We start from the raw sequence: 22,378 nt of genomic DNA, 5'->3' as shown, positions 1-22,378 counted from the left end.
GGTGGCACCCCGCTGGAGTACGACTCGCTGGAGGAGGAATCATGAGTGCGGACTACCTGGGCACGATGGAACTGCAGGGCGATGAGGGATTCACCCTGACCTACCGACGGACCTACCCGCAGGACGAAAGCGTGCTGTGGCGGGCCCTCACTGACCCGGAGTACACCAGAAAGTGGTGGGCGGAATCCCGCGGAGAGCTTCAGCCGGGGGACGCCTGGGATTTGCGCTGGTTGAACACTCCGCCCGGAGAGCCTCCGCTGGACTGGTGGGTTGGCACCGTGCTGGAAGTGGTCCCCGGGCGGGTCTTTGAAATCGACAACAGCGTGCACGGCGTCCTGCGCTGGGAATTGCGTAGCGGCGAGATTGGCCTGGCCGGTCCATCCGGGCCCGGGGAGTCCAGCACCGAACTGACCCTGAAGGTCGCTCATGGGCCGGCGGGGGGTCCGTCGGAGAGCCTGGAGGCGCGGCTCAATACCGCGGCGGGCTGGCATATCCACCTCGATCACCTGGACGCCGTGCTCCGCGGCGGGACCGTGGACTGGGACCGTTGGTACAAACTTCATTACCCCGCCTGGCAGCAGATCCGCGCCGAGTACGCCGCACAGGAGGCTGTCTCCGGGTGACGACCTCTCCCAACTGTGTGGCAGCATGGGTGGATGCCCACGGCAACAGCTCCTCTGGATAACCCTGCCCTCGCGGCCGAGGCGAAGTTCGCCCGGCTCGCCGTCACCGTCTTCCCTCTTCTGGTCCTCGCGGCCGGGGCGGCGGGTTTTCTGGCGCCCGATGTTTTCAAGCCGCTCTCGCTCAGCGTCCCGTATCTGCTGGGTGTCATCATGTTCTGCATGGGCCTGACCCTGACCCCACCGGATTTCGCCTCGGTGGTGCGTCGTCCCTGGGCAGTGCTGCTCGGCATTGTGGCTCACTACGTGATCATGCCGGGCGCGGGCTGGGCCATCGCCATGCTCCTGCACCTTCCGCCGGAGCTGGCCGTGGGTGTCATTCTGGTCGGTTGCGCCCCTTCGGGTACGGCATCCAATGTCATGGCGTTCCTGGCCAAGGGCGATGTCGCCCTGTCCGTCGCGGTGGCGTCGGTCTCCACACTGATTGCGCCCCTGGTGACCCCGGCGCTGACGCTCCTGCTGGCGGGTTCATTCCTCACCATCGATGCCGGTGGCATGGTGCTGGACATCGTCAAGACGGTGCTTCTGCCGGTGATCGCAGGGCTGGTGGTCCGGCTGTTCCTGAAGAGGGTTGTAGCGAAGATGCTGCCCATCCTGCCGTGGGCCTCGGCTCTGGTCATCTCCCTGATCGTCGCCATCGTGGTGGCAGGCAGTGCCAGCAAGCTGGTGGCCGCGGGCGGCATCGTGTTCCTCGCCGTGGTGCTACACAACGGCTTCGGCCTGGGTCTGGGATACCTGGCGGGCAAAGTGGGACGGTTGGACAGTCGGGCCCGACGCGCCCTGGCCTTTGAGGTGGGGATGCAGAATTCCGGTCTGGCGGCCACCCTGGCGAGCGCGCACTTCAGCCCGCTCGCCGCCCTGCCCTCCGCCGTATTCTCGGTCTGGCACAACATCTCCGGCGCCCTGGTGGCAGCCTGGCTGGCGCGCAGGCCGATCAAGGACTGAGCGCCATCGTCCGTCCCTCCCGCTAGGGTTTCACTTAGGCTGGAGGGGTGCCTTCCTTTCGTGCGGTTCTGCAAATCACGGGTCTGCGGGCGGGCAATCCGCCGGAAGCGGTGATGGATACCGCCGTCCTGACCATGGGATCGGTGCATCTGGTGGAGGCGAGTTCGCTTGACGTTGTCCGCGGGGTGCCCACCATCACGGTCCGGTTCCTGGTGGAGGCCACCTCGGAGCGGGAAGAGGATAACGAGGCGCTCACCGCCAGCGCCATGCTCCGCCAGGGCGTTGAGCAGGTCGCGACCACCGGCAGGCTGAGCACCCTGCGCCGTCGTGCGGGAAAGTGGATCTACCTGGGCTGAGGGTCCCCGGACGCTGGCCGCACTTCGCTCAGTTCCAGGGCGCTGCGATGCTCCACGGATCGCCCCGAGATCGGGTCGACGAATTCCAGGCTGCGGGCCAGCAGCTGCAGCGGTCTGGTGTAGTCGTCCGGTGCTTCGGGGTGCAACACCGGATAGAACGGATCATGGACGATGCCGATCCCCAGCGAAGCGAGATGCACACGCAGCTGGTGGGTCTTCCCGGTGTGCGGTGACAGACGGTACAGTCCGCGTTGCGTGTTGCCGCGCTGACCGGCATCGTGCTCCCAGCTGCGCAGCAGCTCAATCCGGGTTTCCGCATTCGCGGCCCCGGGCAGTTCCTGGGTGAGCAGGTAGCTGCGCGATTTGTGCAGACGGCTGCGCACGGTCCCTGGCAGTGCCAGATCGGTCCGTACCGCGGCCACTGCCTCATAAATTTTGCGTACCTGGCGACGTTCAAACAGCAGCTGGTATGCACCGCGAGTCTGCGGATTGGCCGCGAACAGCAGCACGCCGGCGGTCATCCGGTCCAGCCGGTGGATCGGCACTAAGTCTGGCAGGTCCAGCAGCAGACGCAGGCGGACCAGCGCCGACTCGGCCACATAACGGCCGCCGGGTGTGGTGGGGAGAAAGTGCGGTTTGTCCACTACTACCAGGTGCTCATCCTGGTGCAGCACCGCCAGCTCCACGGGGAGTCGATCTTCCACCGGCAGTTCCCGGTAGTACCAGAGGAAGGTGTGCTCGCCCAGCCGGGTGTGTTCGGTCAGCGGGACGCCACCTACGCCCTGGACCTCACCGCGACGGAACCGCTCGGCGATGCCCTCCGGGTCCACGTGGCCGAATCGATCCAGAACATACTCCAGAGCGGTGGCCCAGGGCCCCTCGGCAGGCAGCCGTAACCGCGTCGCATTGACGCCGTTACGTACCGGGAGCGGGGATTCCATCACCCCTGAGACTTTACCGGGCTGGCGTCTCCCGGGATTTCCGGCCCAGGAGGTCCAGCGCAGGCTGGCAACTCGGGCAGAAGTAGATCACCCGTCCTTCCCATTCACCGCTCTGAATCAGATGACCACAGCGCAGACAGGGCTCACGATGCCGACCATAGACCCAGCTGCCAGCCCGGCCGCCGCCGGTAGTATTGCGGTGGATCCGGGACTTGTTCGCCTCCAGCAGGCGGTGCGCCTGGTCGATCACGCGGGGCAGATCCGGCACCAGAGCGATCGGCGTTTCTGGATGGACCCGGGCCAGAAAACAGAGCTCATTGCGGTAAATGTTGCCGATGCCGGCCAGGTTCCGCTGGTCCAGCAGCGCCGATCCCAGTGCGCGGGCCGGGTCCGAGCACAGGCGTCGAAGGGCTTCGGCTGCATCCCAGTCCGGACCCAGCAGATCCGGACCCAGAAAAGCCAGCGCGCGGCGAGCTTCCTCAGGGCTGAGCAGCTCCAGGATGCCCAGAGAGAAGCCAACGGCCACCGCCTGTGCGCTCTTCAGGATCACCCGGGCCGTGTGCGCGGGCCGCCGCCATCGTTCGCCGGGACGGTACAGCTGCCAGCTGCCCTCCATTTTCAGGTGGGAATGGATGACCAGCGCAGTGTCCTTCCCAGAGTCATCCGTAGAGTCATCCGGGGAACCATCCGGGGCGCGGAGAGCGAGCAGCAGATGCTTGCCCCGCGAGGTGGACGATTCGACCCGGAAGCCGCGCAGGTCAACCGTGGCGAAGGCTGGCACCCTGATGTCGCTGCCCGTGAGCACCGAGCCGGTCAACGTAGCTCCGATTTGCTGCGCTTGCCGCCAGACGGTGTCCCCTTCAGGCACGAATCCGCACTCCGCGCGGCGTGGAATAGGCACCCGCCGCCAGCAGGGCTGCGGCCAGCGGCGTCTCCAGGATGCCCTCGCCATTGACTCTTTCCACTGCCAGTTTGTCCACGGCGGAGCGTTGTACCAGGTGCACCAGGGAACGTGCTGCGGCCTCCAGGCTCGGCAGATCCGCGGTGAAGCAGAGCAGCGTCTTCCCGCCACGCTCCACATAGAGCACCAGCTCGCCATCGACCAGAACGACCAAGGCCCCGGCCTTCCGCCCCGGCCGGTGACCGGCTTCCAGTGCGGGCCAGGCCAGGGCGGCCCCATAGGGGTTGGCCGGATCGGTGGCAGCGAGGGTCAGCGCCTCGCGAGGTTGTGCAGGCGCGCCCTGGGGTGCTGAGTCCGCAGCGTCATCCCGTGCCGAGAAATCCTTGGCAAAACTGCGTAGCCTGTCCACCGTGGCCGGAACGGCAAACTGCGCGGCGCCGAGCTTTTCAATGAAGTAGCCCCGACGGCACTTACCCTGCTCCTCCAGGCGGGAGAGCACCTTGTAGAACAGGGCGAAGCCACCGGGCTGGCCCTCGGCCACCACCGACCCCCGGGTCACCACGCCGTAGCGGTCCAACAACAGCTCCGCCATGGCATGAGCGCGCACCGTCGGGTCCAGCTCGGGTACGCTCAGCGCACTCCACCGCCCGGTCAGCATCGCGTTCGCGGGCGTGACCGGCGCCCGGGCAGCAGCCAGACCGGCATACCGTCCCCCGGGAAGGCCAACGGGAAGGGACGACCGTCGCGAAGGCCGTAGGCGCGGCGCCTGCGGCCGCTGTCGATGCGCGGTGTGCCCGCCACCGAGCATCGCGCGCACCGGGGCAAAGGTGTCGTTGCCCACTCGTCCTGCCCAGACCAGCTCCCAGAGCGCCTGGCTGAGCGTGGCCTCATCCGGCAGATCACCGGGTAGGCCGGACCCCTGCCGACCCTCTGACCCCTGTCGCCCCAGTGCTTCCCGCAGCTGATGGAAGAAATAGGCACCGCCGGCTTCCAGGACGGTCAACAGCACGATGCCGATTCTGCCCGGCTCAAAGTCGGGGTCCGGGCGGAGGGTGAGGGCTGCGGAGTCCGCCAGATGGAGCGAAACCCAGCCATCGTTGCCGGGCAGTGCCCCGGCGCCGGACCAGAGGATCTCGCCGGAGGACATGAGCTCGTCCAGAACCGCCGGTGTGTAGTCGCGGACGCGGCTGGCCAGCACCAGCTGTTCCAGTGCCGAGGCCGGGACCGGTACCCCGGCCAGCTGGTCCACCACCGTCAGCACACCTTCGGCACCGCGAAGGGTGGCGCCATTCGTGGAACCGTGCGCACCGGATCCGGGGAAGGAGACATGTTGCCAGCTTGGCAGGAAGCGCGCGTAGTCCGCCCGGTCCACCGGTTCCACCTCGGAGCGCAGTGCCGCCAGGGAGCGCTGCCGGATGCGGCGCAGCACCTGGGCATCGCACCATTCCAGGCCATCGGCGGCATCCGGCCGATACTCACCCTGCACCACCCGGCCATCCGCTGCCAGCCGTTCCAGCGCAGAGAGCACGACGGCGACGCCCAGCCCCAGCGCGCCGGCCACATCCGCAGGGACAAAGGGGCCGTGGGTCCGGGCAAACCGGGAGACCAGATCGCCCAGCGGATCCGCCACCGGTTCAATGAAGGCCAGCGGGAGCCCCATCGGCAGCGGCGTGCCGAGGGCATCGCGGAGCCGGGCGGCATCCTCCACTGCGGCGTAACACCGCACCCCGGCGATGTTCACAGCGAAGGCACGATGATCCCGGACCAGGGCCTCCAGCAGGGCCGCGGTGTCGCCATCGGCGGGCTGGTCAGTCTCCCCGGCGGCATCGAGCCGTTGACTCACGGCCGCCACCGTCAACGGACCCAGCTGACGCAGCAGGTCGGCAACCCCTTCGAGGCCCCTGGCCCGGCGATCCGGAGCAGTTCGCTGCAACTGTGCCTCGGTCTGAGCGATGACCTCCGGATCAAGCAGTTCACGCAGCTCCGCCCGGCCCAGGAGCTCATTGAGCAGAGTGGGGTCCAGCGAGAGGGCCGCTGCCCGGCGCTCGGCCAGCGGAGAATCCCCCTCATAGAGGAAGCTGGCCACATAGCCAAACAGAAGCGACCTGGCGAAAGGCGAGGGCTGTGTGGTGGTGATCTCGGTCATCCGCACCTCCCGCCGGGCCAACGAGGCGGCCAGGTCCTTGAGCGCGGGCAGGTCGTAGACGTCCTGCAGGCATTCGCGAACGGTCTCCAGAATGATCGGGAAACTCGGGTACTTTTTGGCGACATCCAGCAGCTGCGATGACCGCTGCCGTTGCTGCCACAAGGGGGAACGTTTCGCGGGGTTCTGCCGGGGCAAAAGCAGCGCCCGGGCTGCGCACTCCCGGAATCTCGCAGCAAACAGCGCCGAACCGCCCACCTGGGTGGTGACGATCTGCTCCAGCTCCTCGGCGTCAAAGAGGAACAAATCGGCGCCGGGAGGCTCATCGTCCATCATCGGCACCCGCAGCACGATGCCGTCATCGGCAGCCATGGCAGAGCCGTCCAGCCCGTACCGCTCTTGCAGTCGCGCCCCGACGGCCAGCGCCCAGGGTGCGTGCACCGGCATGCCGAAGGGGCTGTGCAGCACCACCCGCCAGTCGCCGAGTTCGTCCTGGAACCGTTCCACCAGAAGGGTGCGATCATCGGGCACGATGCCGGTCGCCTGCTGCTGTTCGCTCAGGTACCCCAGCAGGTTGCCCGCCGCGTAGTCGTCCAGGCCGGTGGCCGTGCACCGTGCCAGGGCGTCCTCCCGGGCGGCACTACTGACCTCCCGGACGAAGGCCCCCATTGCCCGGCCGAGTTCAACCGGCCTGCCGAGCGAGTCGCCTTTCCAGAAGGGGAGCTTGCCCGGTTGGCCGAAGGCGGGGGAGACCAGCACCCGGTCATGCGTGATGTCCTCGATGCGCCAGCTGGTGGCGCCCAGGGCAAAGACGTCCCCCACACGGGATTCGTAGACCATTTCCTCGTCGAGTTCACCGACCCGGCGAGAATTCTTCCCCTCCTCGGCGCCGACCAGGTAGACCCCGAAAAGCCCACGGTCCGGGATGGTGCCGCCGGAGGTGACCGCAAGGCGCTGTGCGCCGGGGCGGCCGGTCAGCGTCCCGGCGTTGCGATCCCAGATGATCCGGGGCCGCAGCTCGGCGAATTCATCGCTGGGGTACCGGCCAGCCAGCAGATCCAGCGTGGCGTCGTAGGCGGAGCGGGGGAGGGAGCTGAACGGGGCAGACCGGCGGAGCGTGCTGAACCAGTCCTCCACGCCGATGGTGCCCAGGGCGGCGGCCGCCACGGTCTGCTGGGCCAGGATGTCCAAAGGGTTGGCCGGGATGGACAGCGGCTCGATCTGTCCGGCCAGCATGCGCTCCACGGTGACTGTCGAATGCACCAGATCCGCACGGTGCTTGGGGAACAGGACGCCCTGGGATACCTCGCCCACCTGGTGCCCGGCCCGGCCGACGCGTTGCAGGCCGCTGGCCACCGAGGGCGGGGATTCCACCTGGATCACCAGATCCACCAGCCCCATATCGATGCCCAGTTCCAGACTGGAGGTGGCTACGACGCAGCGCAGCCGCCCTGATTTCAGATCGTCCTCAATGAGCGCCCGCTGCTCTTTGGACACCGAGCCGTGGTGCGCCTTGGCCAGCACCGGTTCCGCACCGGAGGTGGCACCGGCCTGCGCCATCATCTCGGCGGGAAGCCGGGTGGGAGCTCGGGTGTCCGGTGCGCTGGTCTTCGGCTCGGCATCAGGAGAACCGTCAGCCGCGGCATCGAGGCGCTCCAGATAGATCTCGTTGAGCCTGCCAGTGAGCCGCTCAGCCAGCCTGCGCGAATTGGCGAAGACGATGGTGGAGCGGTTCGCCACCACCAGATCGACAATCTTCTCCTCCACATGCGGCCAGATCGAGGCATTCGGCTGCAGTCCGGAGGCTGGTCCCAGATCGTGGGCAGCTGCGGCGGAGGCCAGATCTGACATGTCCTCTACCGGCACGGTGACCTGCAGGTCCCAGGTTTTCTTCGCGGGCGGCGCCACGATCCGGCAAGGCGCCTCCCCACAGAGAAAGCGGGCCACCGTTTCCAGGGGTTCCACGGTGGCGGACAGCCCAATGCGCTGCACTGGCGGGTTCCCGGCCTCCCGTACCAACTCATCGAGCCGCTCCAGGGAGACCGCCAGGTGCGCGCCGCGCTTGGTCCCGGCCACGGCATGCACCTCATCCACGATGACGGTGTGCACCGAGGCCAGGGTCCGGCGTGCCTGCGAGGTCAGCATCAGGAACAGGGATTCCGGGGTGGTGATCAGGATGTCCGGAGGATGGCTGAGCAGGCGACGCCGTTCCCCGGCCGGGGTGTCACCGCTGCGTACTCCGACGCTCACTAGCGGGGTAGGCAGGCCCAGGAGGTCGGCGCTGTGCTGCAAACCGATGAGTGGCGCCCGCAGGTTCCGCTCCACATCCACGCCCAGAGCCTTCAGCGGGGAGATATAGAGCACCCTGGTGCCGCGTTGAGGTTCCCCTGAAGGTATGGCGCCTTCGGCTGAGGCGGCATCGGCCGCGAATTTTCCAGAGATCAGAGCGTCGAGGGACCACAGGAAGGCGGCGAGGGTTTTGCCCGAGCCGGTGGGTGCGACCACCAGGGCATGAGCGTCGGAGGAGATGGCTTCCCAGGCTTCGGTCTGGACCGGGGTCGGAGTTGCGAAGGCACCCTCAAACCACGCCCGGGTGGGGGCGCTGAAGAGATCGAGGGCGTTCGGGGCCATGGCTCCATCATGACGCACCGCACCGACAGGAACTGCGCGGCGTGCTTCCAGCACACCCGCGAGTACCGACTTCCCTCTACACCCGGCCCAACACGTCGATGTCCTCGAGGAAGGCCTGGTGAACCTCATCGCTGACCGTGGTACGCGTTTCGGCGATCGCCTCCAGGTAGTCCTGGGTGAGTGGCCCCTTGCGCTCGCCTGTTCCCTCGCCGCTCTGGCTGCCTGAGGCATCGGCATCGTACACGGCTTTTTCCAGGGCGCGCTGGGAGGCGCTGCGGGCCGCGTACTCAATATCCGCGGGGGAGAAGCCCTCGGTGCGCTCCACGAGTAGCCCGACCTCCACCGAATCCAGCACGGAAGCAGGGATGAAGCGCTGCCACATGGCTTCGCGGGCATGGGCATCGGGCAGGCCGATCGGAATGACGTAGTCGAAACGTCCATGCCGCAGGAAAGCGGTGTCCAGGGCGCGGATGAAGTTGGTCGCGCAGACCAGCAGACGCCCGGGCTGTTCGCGGAAGGCCGGAATGATCTTCAGCAGCTCATTCGTGACGCCCTGCAACGGCGACGGCGGTTCGCCGGAGCGTTGCGAGGCGATCTCCTCCACCTCATCGATGAACACCACAGCGTGCTCTAGCTCCGCAATCTCCAGGAACGTCTCGCGCAGCGCCCCGGCAAGCCCCTGGGGATTCGCGGCCAGCCGGGAGGGGAAGACCTCCACGAAGGGCCATTCCAGACGGGAGGCGATGGCCTTGGCGAAGGTGGTTTTGCCGGTCCCGGGTGGCCCGAAGAGCACGACGGCGCGCGGCGGCACCACTCCGTATTCATCGGCAAGGTCGGCCTGGGCCAACGGCAGGACGAGCCTGCGTTCCAGAAGTTCCTTCTCACGCCGCATCCCGGCCACGTTTTCCCAGAGATTGCGGGGCAGGATCCGGCCGCCCAGCTCACTGAGCGGTTCCAGTTCCGCGCGTTGCACCGGAATGGTCCGTTCAAAGTAGCGCAGGTTCTTTTTGACCACGAAGCCACGGCTCAGAAAGGCCTCCACCCGGGTTTCAGATTCCGGCATGAGCGCCGAGAGCTTGTTGAGGCCGTGGGGCGCCATCCGCTTCTCCACGGCGGCCAGCAGCGAGGTGCCGATGCCGCGGCCGCGGAACTCGGGAAGGGTGGCCAGGAAGACAATCCAGCCTTGCTCATGGGCGGCACGTCCGACGGCGGCACCCACCACTTGCTCGCCCAGAACCGCCACGACGGCATGGTCCTTTTCGCAGGAGGCCAGCACCTCGGAAAGCGCATACACCGGCCCGATATTGTCCGCCTTGAGTGACTCCCAGAGATTCAGAATGCTGTCCATGTCCGAGGAATGGAAGTCTCTGATGCGCCAGCTGCTCATGTCCCGCTCCTTGCGTCCTGCACTGTCGTGGGTCAGATCGGTTACCTATTGTGAGCATAGGGGAACCGGCGGCGGCTGGGAATGGGGGCGGGGTTGAGGTGCCGGGGTTAGGTTCCGGGGCAGCCCCAGGATGTGGGGTTTTGGGTGCAGGTGTCCTGGACTTGTCGGATGACGGCTTTCCAGACCATGAGGGTTACCTGGTTTGTGGTGACTTTGCCTTGCCATGGGATGGTTAGGGTGGGTCCGCCGTTGACGGTGTAGGTTCCGGTGAACGTCGTGGACACACTGGCTGTGTAGTCGAGGGGGTCCTGATAACCATGACTGGGCGGCGTGGGGGTATGACCGATGTAGTCATCCTTCAACGCATATCCGGGGGTGGCCTGGGGCCCCGGGGGGGGTCCGTCGCCGGAGGGGAAGGTGTAGGCGACCGGGGGTGCATCAATGTGGACTTTCTGGCCCAGAAGGGTCAGGTCAAAGGACTGTTTTGTTGAGGTGACGGTGAAGTTGGTGTCCCAGCCTTTGATGGTGTGTGGGCCGGGTTGGGATGTGAGCACGCCGCCGTTGATGGGTTGTTTGGCGAACTCTGCCTGGATCTGGGCTGCGATCTGTTCCAGGATGTCGACGGGTTTCTGATCGTAGACGCAGGTCGGGGTACCGACCTTCTGCCAATCAGGAGGCGTGACCATGGCCAAAGTCCTCAACCACTGCACATAAGTGCCGTTGGTTCCTGCTGTGCAGTTTGATTTCAGTTGTGATTGGCAGAACGCATTCGTGTCACCGCTGTTCTGGGTGTCTGCCTGACAGAGAACTTCGAAGCGATAGCTGTGACCGGGCGATGGGGCGATCACGTCAGAACCGGTCCAGACATCTGAGCCGTCAACCGCGATCTTGAGATAAGTCTCAATACCGCCATTTCCGCTGTTCCACTGAGGGCCGTCACCCCCGTCGGCATGAGCGGGAAGGCCCAGAGCCAGAGTCAAAATAACGAGCGAAAAGAGGACTGCCAGCGATCGGCGCACGGAACCCATGAGTCACGCAATCTTTCCAACATTGGCGACTCTCCAGACGCCATTGTCGAACTTTGCCTCCAGGACGTCCCCGTTTGCGTTCTCTGCCTTAATCTGATCACCCGGGACCCCTCCCTGACGAACGTACTGACCACCTTCGACGTTGTACTGAATGACCACCTGATAGAGACCTTGTGGTGTCGGCTTGAACGTTGCCTGCATAGTCGTGACCACCATTCGGCCACCCATAATCCAGGTCCCTTTCGCCTGGTTATCGATGAGGGCAGCGAAGTAGACATTGCACCGGCTGCACGATTGATCTGTCACTGTTTGAACGATGGTTGGATCATTCGTTTCCTGCATGTAGTTGAAAATGTCGTACCAGTACCTGGCGAAGGCATCCAGGCCCTTCTCGGAGAACTCATCTGCCAGTGCAGGTTTCACGGGCTTCGGCACGTTCTGTGCTGGGCCGTTGAGATCGGCTGGCTTGTACGGTGCGGCGGCTGCCGTGGTGGTTGGTGTCGCGGAAGTTGAAACAGACGCAGATGAGGGCGTTGGTGCGGAAGAAGACCCTGCAGGATCCGAACCACCAGAACACCCGGCCAGCAACCCCAGGGCCAGCACCAAGGCCACACCGGCTCCCGCGCGCTGCCAGGACCCGGTCGTCATCGAACGCTGCTTCATCACACTGTGCTTCGCCATACGCTGCTGTATCCCTGCCATCGGGGCCACCTTCCGGGTTAGCCCATTGGATGGTCAACTGAGCTGAGTCCACCCTACGGTTCCATCAGGGCAAAATGACAGCCCTCGCACAGAAATGTGGATAAGTTTCCCCGACATCCCCGTGAAGCTGTCACCAGGTCCCGGTTCATTGACCCTCGAGGCGGGATCTGCTGTCTGGTCCCGGTTCACCAGGGCCCGAGGTGGGACCTGGTAACAGCCACCCGCACTCGACCCGCCATCGAGCGTCCAGTACCGCACAGTCGCCGCGCGAAACATGGTGCGGGAGCGCTCCCTGGGCGTCAGGGGCGTAGGGCGTGACTATCCGAGCGAGCCGGCCGGCGCCTGACCGTAGACATTCTGGTATCGGTCGAACAGGCTGTCGATGGACTCGTCGGCAATCGGCAGCGGCGTTCCGAGTTGCCTGGCGATGTGTACGGTTCGCGCGACGTCCTCGCACATGACCGCGGCTTTCACGGCATCCTGGGCATCCTTGCCGATGGTGAACACGCCATGGTTCTGCATGAGCACGGCGCGTGAGCGGTGTCCGGTGAGCGTCTGGACGATGCCGCGGCCGATCGATTCGTTGCCGATGATAGCGAACGGCCCCAGCGGAATCTCCCCGCCAAACTCATCCGCCATCGCGGTGATGACGCACGGAATGGCCTCGCCGCGCGCCGCCCACGCGGTTGCATAGGTCGAGTGAGTGTGGACGATGCCGTTCACCTCAGGCATCTGACGGTAGACGTAAGCGTGCGCCGCTGTGTCCGAGGAAGGCCCGTGCAGGTTGCCCCAGCCCTCTGCCGGGAGACCGTCGAGGGTGCAGACGACGTGATCCTGGGCCGTGAGGGCGTCGTAGGAGACTCCCGAGGGCTTGATGACGAACAGATCGGCGCCGGGCACGCGTTCAGAGACGTTCCCGCCAGTCCAGACGACGAGCCCATAACGGACCAGTTCGGTGTGGAGGCGGGTAACCCGCTCACGGGTGGCCTGGACGCTGGTGGTGAGGTCGATGGTCATGGGCGGAGCTCTTTCTTCTGCTGGATAGGGGGAACGGTTGCGGCGACCGACTGAAGGTTCAGCCCGCTTCGGTGCCGTGCAGCGAACCTCTGGAAGCCTGCGATCTCGTCGGCACTGGCTTCGACCGTGGTCAGCCCTCCGCCTCCGGTGGTGGCCCCCGTCAGGAACGTGGCGAGAGTCTCTCTGGCGCCCGATGCCGAGAATGCGGCCAGTGCTGCGATCCCCCAGGCGCCTCCTTCAGCGGCAGTCGCGGAGACCGCCACCGGGACGCCGAGCGCGGCGGCGAGGAGTCGCTGGGCAGGTCCGCTGGTGCGGAACAGTCCGCCGTGCGCGAGCATCCGGTCGATGCCAGCGCCCTCCTGGGCCAGTACGTTCATACCGGAGCCCAGGGCCGCAAAGGCTGCGAAAAGCTCGGCCCGCATGAGGTTTCCAAGGGTGAACCGGGTTGCTGCTCCCCGCACCAGGAGAGGGGTTCCAGTCTCAACGCCCACGATGGGCTCGGCGGCCAGGAAATTGTAGGCAAGCAGGCCACCCGCGTCCGGGTCGGCGCGGAGTGCTTCCTCGAGCAGCACCGCGTAGACCTCGTCGGGGCTCAGGGGATACCCGGACGATTCAGAGAATCTGCCGAAGATGCGCGCCCAGGTGGCGATTTCGCTGGCCCCGTTGTTGCAGTGCACCATAGCCACCGGATCGCCAGCGGGGGTGGTGACCAGATCGATCTCGGGATGCGCGCTGAGCAGCGGGCGCTCGAGTACCACCATGCCAAAGATGCTGGTGCCGACACTGACGTTTCCGGTGCGCGGCGCGACGGCACCGGTCGCCACCATTCCGGTGCCGGCATCGCCTTCTGGCGGGCAGAGCGGAATACCGCTTTCCAGCGTGCCACCCGGGTCAAGAAAACGTGCTCCGGCAGGGGTGAGCGATCCAGCGAGCGCGCCGGCCGGCAGAACCTCGGGGAGCAGGCGGTGCAGCTGCAGATGAGATCCTTGATCTTCAAGCAGGCGCTGTGTGGTGGCCATCCGATGACCGTCGTAGCTTCCTGTCGAGGAGTCGATCGGGAACATGCCGGAGGCGTCGCCGACGCCCAGCACGTTCCTGCCAGTGAGCTGCTGGTGCACCCATCCGGCGAGCGTGGTGATTGAGGCGATCCTGGAAACGTGCGGCTCCTCGTCGAGGACGGCCTGGTACAGGTGAGCGATCGACCACCGCAAAGGGACCATGAAGTCCAGGGCCGCGCTGAGGGCGCTCGCCGCTTCTGTTGTGGAGGTATTCCGCCAGGTGCGGAAGGGGACAAGCAGGGCACCTTCGGCATCGAGAGCAAGGTAGCCGTGCATCATGGCGGAGACTCCGATGGCGGCGAAGCGGCGCGGTGTCACACCGTAGCGCTGCGCCACGTCCCGGATGAGGGCGGCGTAGCTTGATTGCAGGCCCTCGCGGATCGCTTCGAGGGAATAGGTCCAGTGGCCGCCATCGAGGGTGCTTTCCCATTCATGGCTGCCGGCGGCGAGCGGGGTCAGATCCTGGCTGATCAGGCAGGTCTTGATGCGCGTGGATCCGAGCTCGATGCCGAGGATGGCCTGCCCAGATGAAATTTCCAGTTGTCGATGTTCCTCAGCGAACATGGGGGCGCCTTCCGTTGGGATGCCTCTGGTGATCCTAACTCTATAGGATCAATTCAAGCAAAAGATGCTCGATGGCGCTGAAGTGGTACTTAGCGTGAGATGTCTCTCAATTATTCGAGTTCTTGACAGTGAACTCTATAGGATTTACCGTAGGGGTATTCGAGTGTCTCACCCCAAAAAAATCAACGGAGATTTGTTATGCCAACATCCCATGAGACTGATCCCCCCAAGGCTCCACGCAGCGCAGTGCGTCGCGTCGTCATCGCAACTTCCATCGGCACCGTCATCGAGTACTTTGATTTCGCCCTCTACGGTGCAGCTACTGCCCTGGTCTTCGGCCCGCTGTTCTTTCCGAACGCGGATCCGGTCATCAGCACCATGGCATCCTTCGGTGTCTTCGCCGCAGCGTTCATCGTGCGCCCCATCGGCGGCATCATCGCCTCCAACATCGGGGACAGGATTGGCCGCAAACCGATTCTGATCGCCACCATCACCTTGATGGGGCTTGCCACCGTCCTCACCGGCCTTCTCCCCACCTATGAAACGATTGGTGCCTGGGCGCCGATTCTGTTGATTCTGACCCGGATCCTCCAGGGGCTCGGCGCCGGCGCAGAGTACGCCGGAGCCGCCACCGCGGTCAGTGAGTATGCACCGCGCAAGCATCTGGCCTTCCTGACCAGTTTCGGCCAGGCAGCTCAGGGCATCGCCCTGGCATCAGCCACCGGGCTCTTCGCGCTCCTCGCGCTCCTGCCCAAAGAGGTGCTCCATGCCTGGGCATGGCGCATCCCGTTCCTGGCCAGCGCCGTGATCTTCGTCATCGCGATCTACATCCGTCGGCATATCGAGGAGACACCCGAGTTCGAGCAGGGACGGAACATCGAGGCTGCCGCGGAGAAAGCCGACAAGAAAGTATCCCGGGTGCCGGTGCTGCTGGCCCTCCGCCAGGTTCCCGGGCGCGTGCTGGCCGGCCTTCTGTGCGGCTCAGGCATCAATGTGGCCGGTTATCTGATCAACACGTTCTCCATCAGCTATGTGGTCAATACGCTCAAGCTGTCCCCCGTGATCGGAACCGTGGCAGTGGTCTGCGGCACCGGCCTCGCGTTCTTCACCATTCCCTTGTTCGGCTTCGTCGCTGACCGCATCGGGGTAGCGAAGGTGTACGTCGGATCCGCCATTGCCATGGCCGCCTACGTCTTCGCACTCTTTGCGCTCCTCCAGACCAGGGAACCAGGGCTGGTCATCCTGGCCGTCACCCTCGGCTACGGCGTCGTCCAGGCCGGTGCGCTCGCCTGCCAGGCAGCGTTCATGACCGATCTGTTCCCGACTCACTACCGCTTCTCCGGCATCGCCATCGGCCGCGAGCTCAACGTGGCCATTCTGGGTGGCACCACCCCGCTCATCGCCACCGCCCTCGTTGCCAGCAGTGGTGGCTCGCCGGTGCTCGTCATCGCGTTCGTCATCGCCGTTCAGGTGCTGACCGTGATCGGTGTGATCTGGGGAACCGTGTTGCGTGGACGGAAGACGCATGAGGAGCTCACAGCAGAGACCTACAGCATCCCGGTGATCACCGTGGACCTGGCCAACCAGCACGCGGTTGGAAACTCGAAAGGAAGCAAGAACTAATGCCTGAAGCAAAGTCCTGGCCGATTGCGGCCAATCTTGGACAGATCGGCAATCGCGCCAAGGACGGCGGGCATGCCAAGGATGCGCCAGCTTCGGAGTGGGCCACGACGCTTAAGGCAGTCCGCAAGCTCGGGGTGGAAGAGATCGATCCGACCGATATGTGGGTTCCGCTTGCGGAGCTTTCGGAAGCGCGGTTGGCTGAATTCTCCCGGGTGCTCGACGACACGGGGGTGTCGATTCCCTCGATCTCCCTGACCCGGCATTCGATCATCAATCCCGGGCAGGGCGAGTTCAATCTGGCCAAGGCGCACCGCACCCTCGACCTCGCGCCCGAGCTCGGCGTGAGCGTAGTGAATCTCGGGTTTATGGAGGCGCTGGCAGCCAGGCAGCAGTCTGCGCTCTGGTTCTGGCTCGAGGACGGACACCACGACGACGAGGCGCTGCGTCCGCTCGCGCTCGAGCGGGTGCGTGAACTGGCCGACCATGCTCAGCAGAACGGTGTTCAGCTGAGCATGGAGATGTATGAGGACACCTTCCTCGGCACCGCCGATGACGCCGTCGCCTTCCTCCGGGATCTTGACCACGATGCCGTCGGCCTCAACCCCGACATTGGGAACTTCGTGCGCCTGCACCGCGAGATCGAGGACGTCACCACGATGTTTGAGAAGGTGCTGCCGCTCTCCAACTTCTGGCACATCAAGAACTACTCGCGGGATTTCGATCCGCGAACGGGTGCGTACTCGACGGTGCCCCTGCCCCTGAAGTACGGCTTCATCAATTACCGCGCGGTCATTGGACGTGCTCTGGAGCTGGGCTTCGACGGCCCCTTCTGCTGCGAGCACTACGGTGCCGATTCTCTCGGAGTTGTCGCGGAGAACGTGACGTATGTGCGCGAGGTTCTGGACTACTGGGCCTGAGCGGATGCTTCCGCTGCCACGCGGAGATCAACCCCCATCTGATGAGCACCTGAAGGACAACGAAGGAGGACCCATGACCTATGCCGCCAATCTGTCAACGATGTACGGCTACCTGCCGCTGACTGGGCGAGCCGCTGCCGCCAGTGCGGACGGCTACATGCGGGTGGAGTCCTGGTGGGACTTTGACAGTGCCACGCCGCCGCAGCAGGAACTGGACGGATTCGCCGAGTCGCTGGAGTGGGCCGGCGTCGAGCTGATTGCGCTCAACTCCCATGGCGGGGATCGTGCTGCCGGCGAGCGGGGACTTGCCTCACTGCCCGACCGGGAAGAGGAATTCGCGGCGAGCATTGCAGCGATTGCGGCGATGGCGCAGCGCGTGGGCGTGAAGAAATTCAACGTCGCTGCGGGCAACCTGGACCAGCGTTTCTCCCGCGAGGAGCAGCTGAGCGTGGCCGGGCGCAGGTACCGGTACGCTGCCGATCTGGTGGCAGGCTTCGGCGGAACGATCCTCATCGAACCACTCAGCGTGGCGGGAAATCCGGACTACCCGTTCCGGAACGGCTACGACATCGCCGAGTTCATCGATCGTGAAGCAGAGGGCCGCACGAATATCGGCCTCCTGTTCGACACCTTCCACCTCACCAATAACGGTGTTGACCTCAACGCCACCTGGCAAACCCTCCTGCCGTACACGAAGCACCTGCAGCTTGCGGATGCTCCCGGGCGGGGCGCGCCAGGAACGGGGAGCATCGACTTCCCGGGCTTCCTCGCGGCGGTCGAATCCTCCGACTACCAAGGCGAGATTAGCCTCGAATATCTTCCAGCCACCGATTGAGCAGCAGCTCTTCGACGTACCACTCTCTATACCCATATTTACCGACAGGAACACTCATGCGCGCAATCATCAAAACCGAACCGGCCGCGGGAGCCACCTACGTCACCGACTTCCCGGAGCCGACCGTCGGTGACAACGACATTCTGATGGAGGTCAAGGCGGCCTCAGTATGCGGCTCGGACCGTGAATTCTTCGAATGGGGAGAGACGGCTCAGGGATTCCCGATGGAATTCCCCCGCGTGCTCGGCCACGAGAGCGCCGGCGTCGTCATCGCCGTCGGCCCAGCAGTCACCCGGGTCAAGGTCGGCGACCGCATCGCACTGGACTCCCACGCAGCCTGTGGCACCTGCTACATGTGCAACACCGGACGTCCCAGCAACTGCATGGACATGAAGCTGCTGGCCAACGACATCGACGGCGTTTTCGCGGAGCGGGTTGCCGTTCCGGAGAGCCTGGCCTTCAAGATCCCGGATTCGATGTCCTTCGAAACCGCCACGCTCCTGGAGCCTTCCGGTGTGGCCTGGCACGCCATCCAGCGCAGTGGGAAGGACATCGCAGCCAACGCCGTGCTCGTCTCCGGTTGCGGTCCGATCGGCCTGCTCATCGTGAAATTTGCCCTGATGCTCGGCGCGACCGAGGTCATCGCCATCGAGCCCAATGAATACCGTCGGGGCCTGGCAGCGGACCTCGGCGCGACGACCTTCGCACCCGGTCCCGAGGTGCTGGAGTACATCGAAAAGAAGCACGCCCACCGTGGTGGAGTCGACGTCGCATTCGAAGTCTCCGGTGTCGCTGCGGCCTACCCGACGCTCTTCGACGCGGTGCGCCGCAACGGGCAGGTCGTCTCCGTCGGTCACGCCGGCAAGCCGATCTCGCTCAACATTTCGCAGTACATCAACAAGAAGGAGATCACTCTTCACGGCATCTACGGCCGGGCGCTGTGGGAGACCTGGGAGGAACTCTCCGCCCTGATCGAGGCCGGTCGGGTGGAGCTGGACTGGCTGATCACCCACCGGATGCCGCTCGGCGAACTGGGTCCGGTCATCGAGCTGCTCAGCGGCGAGGCGAACAAGGTGATTCTCTACCCCGGAAAGACTGCCTGAATGGTCACAGACTCATGACATGATGGGCTGGCGTCGTCATCGCGTCAGCCCATCATCATGCCTGGATGGGGACCCGGAAACCTTGAGGAGCAGATGTTGGGCAAGCGTGAGGTTCTCCGTGGCGAAGTGCAGTCGATGATCGTTGATCGGCTCACCGCGGGCTTGTGGGAGCCGGGGCAGCGTCTGAGCATTGAAGCGCTGGCTCGCGACCTTGATGTCTCGCCCACTCCGGTGCGTGAAGCCCTGGCGTCGATCGAACGCTTCGGCCCCATCGAATATCACGCGAACCGTGGGTACATCGTCGCGCCGCCCCTGACCTCCGAGCAGCTCGGAGAGATCATCGATGCCCGCCAGGTGATTGAGAGTGCTGCGCTCAGCCGGGCGTTTGTCCAGTGGCCCAGCTTCGTCGATGAACTGCGCGAACGCCATGCGGAGCATGCTGAGACTGTCGCGGCGCTGCGCAACGAGCAGAGCGTTGATTTTTCTCTCGTGCAGAAACACTTCGCGGCCGATGCCGAGTTCCACGGGACATTCTTCCGGTACGCAGGCAATCGGTATCTCGATGGCATGCGGAACATGCTTGGCTGGGACGTGCACCGGACGCGTCAGACCTGGGCGGAGGGGCCGGAGCACGTCGATTCGGAGGATGCGCTCCGGGAACACGCAAAAATCCTCGCCTGTGTGGAGGACCGCAACCACGATGGCGCCTTGCGCGCGCTGCACGACCATCTGGAGAGCGTCCGCCAGCGGGCCGGCGGTACGCACTGGGCGTAGGGTCTGCCCCGGCTGCCACCCCGCCCGCCATCGAGCGTCCAGTACCGCACAGTCGCCGCGCGAATCACTGTGCGCAAGTGCTCATTGAGTGCGAGGGGGCCTGGACCTACCGTGTAGGTCCCGCCCAGATCTCGCACGCTCGATCCGGGGCCCTGGACCTACACTTAGGCTCGTGGGTGAGTATGTGGGCCGGGAGGGCAATAACTGGGTGCCTGTGGCTGCGCTCGCCGCGCTCATCGCCGTCGGCGCCCCGGTGGCGGTCGTTGCGGCCGATGACGTTCAGTTCCGTGCGGTCTATTACTCGCTGGCGTCGGTGGGCCTGGGCCTGGTGTGCTGGTGGTGGTTTGCCCGGCATCGTCCGGTGGTCCGAGCCAGCGCTCCGTCCTACATCTCTCTGGCCTGTGTGGTGGAATTCGCAATTTTCCTGGGTGCCTCGGTCGCGGTCCTGCACGGGCTGGGTGCATGGGCGGTGCTGGGTGCGGCCCTGCTCAGCTACGGCGTGGTCGAGCGGGCCCGCCTGCTGATGACGCTCGGGGTGGCCACCGTTCTGTGCGCCGTCGCCGCCGTCGTGGTGGATTTGCTTGCCGTGACGGTGGCTCTGCAGTTGGTCAATGCCGTGTTCTGCGCCCTGGCCGCGCGCAGACTACGCTCCGCACTCAACCCGTCACGGCGCCCGAAGCAGCTGCAAGCTTCACGACGCGGCAAAAGCTCCGATTTCCAGCAGCACCATTGAACTTTCCGTGCATGCCGTAAGTGGCTGGGCGATGTACAGCGAATCCGTGGCACTGGGCGGGTAGACCCGCAGGCCGTCGGCCGGAGTCTGAGTGCAGTTCTGGTAGTTGCCGGCCTGGGTGTACCGCAGCACCGCATTGGCGCTTGCCCCCGGAACCATGGTGATCGGACCTGCCGAGGGACGGCTGGCATCGCGGTCCGCGGGTGCGCCCAACTGGGTGCCGTTGCCCTTGCCGACCAGGGAGACTCCGGGGTATCCGTCGAGCACACACATGGTCGATGACGTATTGGTCAGCGTCAGCGTGTAGTAGACGCTGCCAGCGGCACCACTGCCGTCATGGAGGGTGCCCTTGAGCGCTGCAGCGGTGCACGGTAGGCCCACTGCAGGGCCGCTGGGACCCGCAGCGGCCGATGTCGAAGGGCTGGCGGCCGCCGAAGAGGAGGTTCCGGGTGTGCTGCTGGCGGAAGCGGACGTTGTCTGGCCAGAACTCTGCGCGGGAGCCGGACTTGCCCCGCAGGAGGTCATGAGCAATGCCACACCACCCAGCGCTGCCACGACGGAGACGAGTGGAAGGGCGGATGGACGGTCTGTTGCACGACGGAATGCCATGGACCCAGCGTGGCGCGCCTGGGGCCGCACGTCAAACATGACCGCCGCGAGGCGGTGTTGCGTGGTGGCCACGATGGGGACAACCATGTACAAGGTTTTTCAACATCGGATCAATAGTTAAAGTTTTGGTCAAAATGTTTACATGATTGTCCACAGTCGATAGGGTCTTTCCATGTCTGAACTGTGGCGTCCTGAGGCTCCCTATAATGATCTGCCAGCGCTTCCGCCGATGAAATCGGTGGAGACCACGGCCGTCCTTAAGCTGACGATCGAGGCAAGGGCTTCTTTGGCGGCGATGAATCAGGCAGCTCAGTCCATGACGAATCCCACCGTCCTCATCAATGCCATCCCTCTGCTGGAAGCCCAGGCCAGCTCCGAGATTGAGAATATTGTGACCACTGCTGACGAGCTCTTCAGGTATGCGCACACCGAGGCGGCGTCGGCCACTCCTGCAGCCCGTGAGGCATTAAGGTACCGGACGGCCCTGAACGAGGGGTTCAGGCTGGTGAAGGAGCGCGGAAGCGTGACCACCAATATCGCCCGTGAAGTGTGCTCGATCATCAAGATGCACGGGATGGATCTTCGAACAGGATCAGGAGCCTATATTGGTGACCCCGTGACGAGGAGGGCGGTATATACGCCACCCGAAGGCCGGCAGATCATTGATCAGAAGCTGGTCGATTGGGAACTGTTCGTGAACTCGGCACAGGGCCTGGACCCTTTGGTGAAGATGGCGCTGGCTCACTATCAGTTTGAGGCAATCCACCCCTTCGCGGATGGTAATGGGCGCACCGGACGTGTTCTCAATGTCCTGGTGTTGGTCGCCGCAGGCCTTCTCAGCCTCCCTGTCCTCTACCTGTCCAAGTACATCATCGCCCATAAGAATGAGTACTATCAGGCACTCCGCGCGGTGACCTCCGACGAATCGTGGGTTGAGTGGACCGAGTACATGCTGGAGGGTGTCAGGCAAACGGCCAAGTCGACACTGCTGAAGATCGACAAAGCCAACCGATTGCAGGCTGCTGTCAAGGACAAGGTTGCCTCGTTGCCGGGAGGCGGACACGTGGGTCTCCCGGACGTTCTTTTCGAGCAACCCTATTGCCGCATCACCAACGTCATCGAGCAGCGCGGGGTTTCCCGGCCGACCGCCACCAAGTGGCTCAAGGGGCTTGAGGCGGCTGGAGTTCTCTCGGCGCATTCGGCTGGCCGTGAGCTGCTGTTCGTGAACGACAGGTTCATGGAACTGCTGGTGCAGGACGAAGACATCACCCAGGAAAGAGCGACGCCGGTGCTCTTTTAGCAGCCTGAACGCAGACTCGGTGCTTCACGGCTTAACGGCCGTCGACTGCTGTGAACTGTGCACAGAAGGACCGTTGTAATTGACATCCCGGCGCTGGCCCCGTTTGCTGTTCAGAGTGGTGTCCGGTGAAA

The 22,378-nt window shown here is 64.7% G+C and carries 19 protein-coding genes; 10 read left to right on the top strand and 9 right to left on the bottom strand.

Annotation, left to right across the window (positions count from 1 at the left end):
- The first annotated feature begins 41 nt into the window (after positions 1-41).
- Genes QQM37_RS06295 through QQM37_RS06285 form a run of 3 tightly spaced genes read left to right on the top strand, consistent with a single transcriptional unit; the run spans position 42 to position 1,981 of the window.
- A complete protein-coding gene (locus QQM37_RS06295) occupies positions 42-623 on the top strand; it encodes an SRPBCC domain-containing protein (protein WP_285725736.1) in 582 nt (193 codons plus the stop codon).
- A 33-nt stretch (positions 624-656) separates the two neighbouring features.
- Positions 657-1,625, top strand: a complete 969-nt coding sequence (locus tag QQM37_RS06290) for a bile acid:sodium symporter family protein (protein WP_285725735.1) — start codon at positions 657-659, stop codon at positions 1,623-1,625.
- 47 nt (positions 1,626-1,672) lie between these two features.
- A complete protein-coding gene (locus QQM37_RS06285; protein WP_285725734.1) occupies positions 1,673-1,981 on the top strand; it encodes a hypothetical protein in 309 nt (102 codons plus the stop codon).
- On the opposite strand, the gene QQM37_RS06280 is transcribed toward QQM37_RS06285, so the two are convergent.
- The 8 genes from QQM37_RS06280 to QQM37_RS06245 all read right to left on the bottom strand — a co-directional run bounded on the left by QQM37_RS06280 (position 1,969) and on the right by QQM37_RS06245 (position 14,353).
- A complete protein-coding gene (locus QQM37_RS06280) occupies positions 1,969-2,922 on the bottom strand; it encodes a pseudouridine synthase (RefSeq protein ID WP_285725760.1) in 954 nt (317 codons plus the stop codon). The genes QQM37_RS06285 and QQM37_RS06280 overlap by 13 nt on opposite strands.
- Positions 2,923-2,935: 13 nt before the next feature.
- Entirely contained in the window at positions 2,936-3,790 is an 855-nt protein-coding gene (locus tag QQM37_RS06275) for a DNA-formamidopyrimidine glycosylase family protein (protein ID WP_285725732.1), read from the bottom strand.
- A complete protein-coding gene (locus tag QQM37_RS06270) occupies positions 3,783-8,597 on the bottom strand; it encodes an ATP-dependent helicase (RefSeq protein ID WP_285725731.1) in 4,815 nt (1,604 codons plus the stop codon). The genes QQM37_RS06275 and QQM37_RS06270 overlap by 8 nt, the downstream gene beginning before the upstream one ends.
- Positions 8,598-8,673: 76 nt before the next feature.
- Positions 8,674-9,984 (bottom strand): ATP-binding protein, encoded by a 1,311-nt coding sequence (locus tag QQM37_RS06265; RefSeq protein ID WP_285725730.1) that lies wholly within the window; start codon positions 9,982-9,984, stop codon positions 8,674-8,676.
- Between the two features lie 107 nt (positions 9,985-10,091).
- Positions 10,092-11,012, bottom strand: a complete 921-nt coding sequence (locus tag QQM37_RS06260; protein ID WP_285725729.1) for a hypothetical protein — start codon at positions 11,010-11,012, stop codon at positions 10,092-10,094.
- A 3-nt stretch (positions 11,013-11,015) separates the two neighbouring features.
- Positions 11,016-11,714 carry a DUF6318 family protein gene (locus QQM37_RS06255; protein ID WP_285725728.1) on the bottom strand — a complete coding sequence of 233 codons (699 nt, stop codon included), beginning with the start codon at positions 11,712-11,714 and terminating at the stop codon, positions 11,016-11,018.
- A 318-nt stretch (positions 11,715-12,032) separates the two neighbouring features.
- A complete protein-coding gene (locus QQM37_RS06250; RefSeq protein WP_285725727.1) occupies positions 12,033-12,731 on the bottom strand; it encodes an L-ribulose-5-phosphate 4-epimerase in 699 nt (232 codons plus the stop codon).
- A complete protein-coding gene (locus QQM37_RS06245; RefSeq protein ID WP_285725725.1) occupies positions 12,728-14,353 on the bottom strand; it encodes an FGGY-family carbohydrate kinase in 1,626 nt (541 codons plus the stop codon). Before QQM37_RS06245 ends, QQM37_RS06250 begins: the two co-directional genes overlap by 4 nt.
- 198 nt (positions 14,354-14,551) lie before the next feature.
- Between QQM37_RS06245 and QQM37_RS06240 the strand changes: the two genes are divergently transcribed.
- From QQM37_RS06240 to QQM37_RS06215, 6 genes are all read left to right on the top strand, one after another.
- Positions 14,552-15,976 carry an MFS transporter gene (locus tag QQM37_RS06240; protein WP_285725724.1) on the top strand — a complete coding sequence of 475 codons (1,425 nt, stop codon included), beginning with the start codon at positions 14,552-14,554 and terminating at the stop codon, positions 15,974-15,976.
- Positions 15,976-16,893 carry a sugar phosphate isomerase/epimerase family protein gene (locus QQM37_RS06235; protein WP_285725723.1) on the top strand — a complete coding sequence of 306 codons (918 nt, stop codon included), beginning with the start codon at positions 15,976-15,978 and terminating at the stop codon, positions 16,891-16,893. The genes QQM37_RS06240 and QQM37_RS06235 overlap by 1 nt, the downstream gene beginning before the upstream one ends.
- A gap of 73 nt (positions 16,894-16,966) precedes the next feature.
- The gene (locus QQM37_RS06230) at positions 16,967-17,728 is read left to right on the top strand and encodes a TIM barrel protein (RefSeq protein ID WP_285725722.1); all 762 of its coding nucleotides are present in this window, start codon (positions 16,967-16,969) and stop codon (positions 17,726-17,728) included.
- A 56-nt stretch (positions 17,729-17,784) separates the two neighbouring features.
- On the top strand, positions 17,785-18,831 hold the full coding sequence (locus tag QQM37_RS06225) for a zinc-dependent alcohol dehydrogenase (RefSeq protein ID WP_285725721.1): 1,047 nt from the start codon (positions 17,785-17,787) through the stop codon (positions 18,829-18,831).
- A 93-nt stretch (positions 18,832-18,924) separates the two neighbouring features.
- The gene (locus tag QQM37_RS06220; RefSeq protein ID WP_285725720.1) at positions 18,925-19,605 is read left to right on the top strand and encodes a GntR family transcriptional regulator; all 681 of its coding nucleotides are present in this window, start codon (positions 18,925-18,927) and stop codon (positions 19,603-19,605) included.
- A 172-nt stretch (positions 19,606-19,777) separates the two neighbouring features.
- Complete coding sequence (locus QQM37_RS06215) at positions 19,778-20,338, top strand: hypothetical protein (protein ID WP_285725719.1); 561 nt, start codon at positions 19,778-19,780, stop codon at positions 20,336-20,338.
- Here the strand turns inward: QQM37_RS06215 and QQM37_RS06210 are convergent.
- Positions 20,297-20,947, bottom strand: a complete 651-nt coding sequence (locus QQM37_RS06210; RefSeq protein WP_285725718.1) for a DUF4232 domain-containing protein — start codon at positions 20,945-20,947, stop codon at positions 20,297-20,299. The two genes, QQM37_RS06215 and QQM37_RS06210, sit on opposite strands and share 42 nt — an antisense overlap.
- A gap of 172 nt (positions 20,948-21,119) precedes the next feature.
- On the opposite strand from QQM37_RS06210, the gene QQM37_RS06205 reads away from it, so the two are divergent.
- On the top strand, positions 21,120-22,247 hold the full coding sequence (locus tag QQM37_RS06205) for a Fic family protein (RefSeq protein ID WP_285725716.1): 1,128 nt from the start codon (positions 21,120-21,122) through the stop codon (positions 22,245-22,247).
- Positions 22,248-22,378: the final 131 nt, after the last annotated feature.

The sequence above is a fragment of the Psychromicrobium xiongbiense genome (assembly GCF_030271165.1).
Classification (GTDB): Bacteria; Actinomycetota; Actinomycetes; order Actinomycetales; family Micrococcaceae; genus Renibacterium; species Renibacterium xiongbiense.
The sequence above is the reverse complement of the archived record's forward strand: the minus strand, read 5'-3'. Positions and strand labels throughout refer to the sequence as shown.

Excerpts from the sequence above, each read along its gene's own strand:
- QQM37_RS06295 (WP_285725736.1), top strand. The coding sequence starts at position 42 with ATGAGTGCGGACTACCTGGGCACGATGGAACTGCAGGGCGATGAGGGA.
- QQM37_RS06290 (WP_285725735.1), top strand. The coding sequence starts at position 657 with ATGCCCACGGCAACAGCTCCTCTGGATAACCCTGCCCTCGCGGCCGAG.
- QQM37_RS06280 (WP_285725760.1), bottom strand. The coding sequence starts at position 2,922 with ATGGAATCCCCGCTCCCGGTACGTAACGGCGTCAATGCGACGCGGTTA.
- QQM37_RS06270 (WP_285725731.1), bottom strand. The coding sequence starts at position 8,597 with ATGGCCCCGAACGCCCTCGATCTCTTCAGCGCCCCCACCCGGGCGTGG.
- QQM37_RS06265 (WP_285725730.1), bottom strand. The coding sequence starts at position 9,984 with ATGAGCAGCTGGCGCATCAGAGACTTCCATTCCTCGGACATGGACAGC.
- QQM37_RS06260 (WP_285725729.1), bottom strand. The coding sequence starts at position 11,012 with ATGGGTTCCGTGCGCCGATCGCTGGCAGTCCTCTTTTCGCTCGTTATT.
- QQM37_RS06255 (WP_285725728.1), bottom strand. The coding sequence starts at position 11,714 with ATGGCAGGGATACAGCAGCGTATGGCGAAGCACAGTGTGATGAAGCAG.
- QQM37_RS06250 (WP_285725727.1), bottom strand. The coding sequence starts at position 12,731 with ATGACCATCGACCTCACCACCAGCGTCCAGGCCACCCGTGAGCGGGTT.
- QQM37_RS06245 (WP_285725725.1), bottom strand. The coding sequence starts at position 14,353 with ATGTTCGCTGAGGAACATCGACAACTGGAAATTTCATCTGGGCAGGCC.
- QQM37_RS06240 (WP_285725724.1), top strand. The coding sequence starts at position 14,552 with ATGCCAACATCCCATGAGACTGATCCCCCCAAGGCTCCACGCAGCGCA.
- QQM37_RS06235 (WP_285725723.1), top strand. The coding sequence starts at position 15,976 with ATGCCTGAAGCAAAGTCCTGGCCGATTGCGGCCAATCTTGGACAGATC.
- QQM37_RS06230 (WP_285725722.1), top strand. The coding sequence starts at position 16,967 with ATGACCTATGCCGCCAATCTGTCAACGATGTACGGCTACCTGCCGCTG.
- QQM37_RS06225 (WP_285725721.1), top strand. The coding sequence starts at position 17,785 with ATGCGCGCAATCATCAAAACCGAACCGGCCGCGGGAGCCACCTACGTC.
- QQM37_RS06220 (WP_285725720.1), top strand. The coding sequence starts at position 18,925 with ATGTTGGGCAAGCGTGAGGTTCTCCGTGGCGAAGTGCAGTCGATGATC.
- QQM37_RS06210 (WP_285725718.1), bottom strand. The coding sequence starts at position 20,947 with ATGGCATTCCGTCGTGCAACAGACCGTCCATCCGCCCTTCCACTCGTC.
- QQM37_RS06205 (WP_285725716.1), top strand. The coding sequence starts at position 21,120 with ATGTCTGAACTGTGGCGTCCTGAGGCTCCCTATAATGATCTGCCAGCG.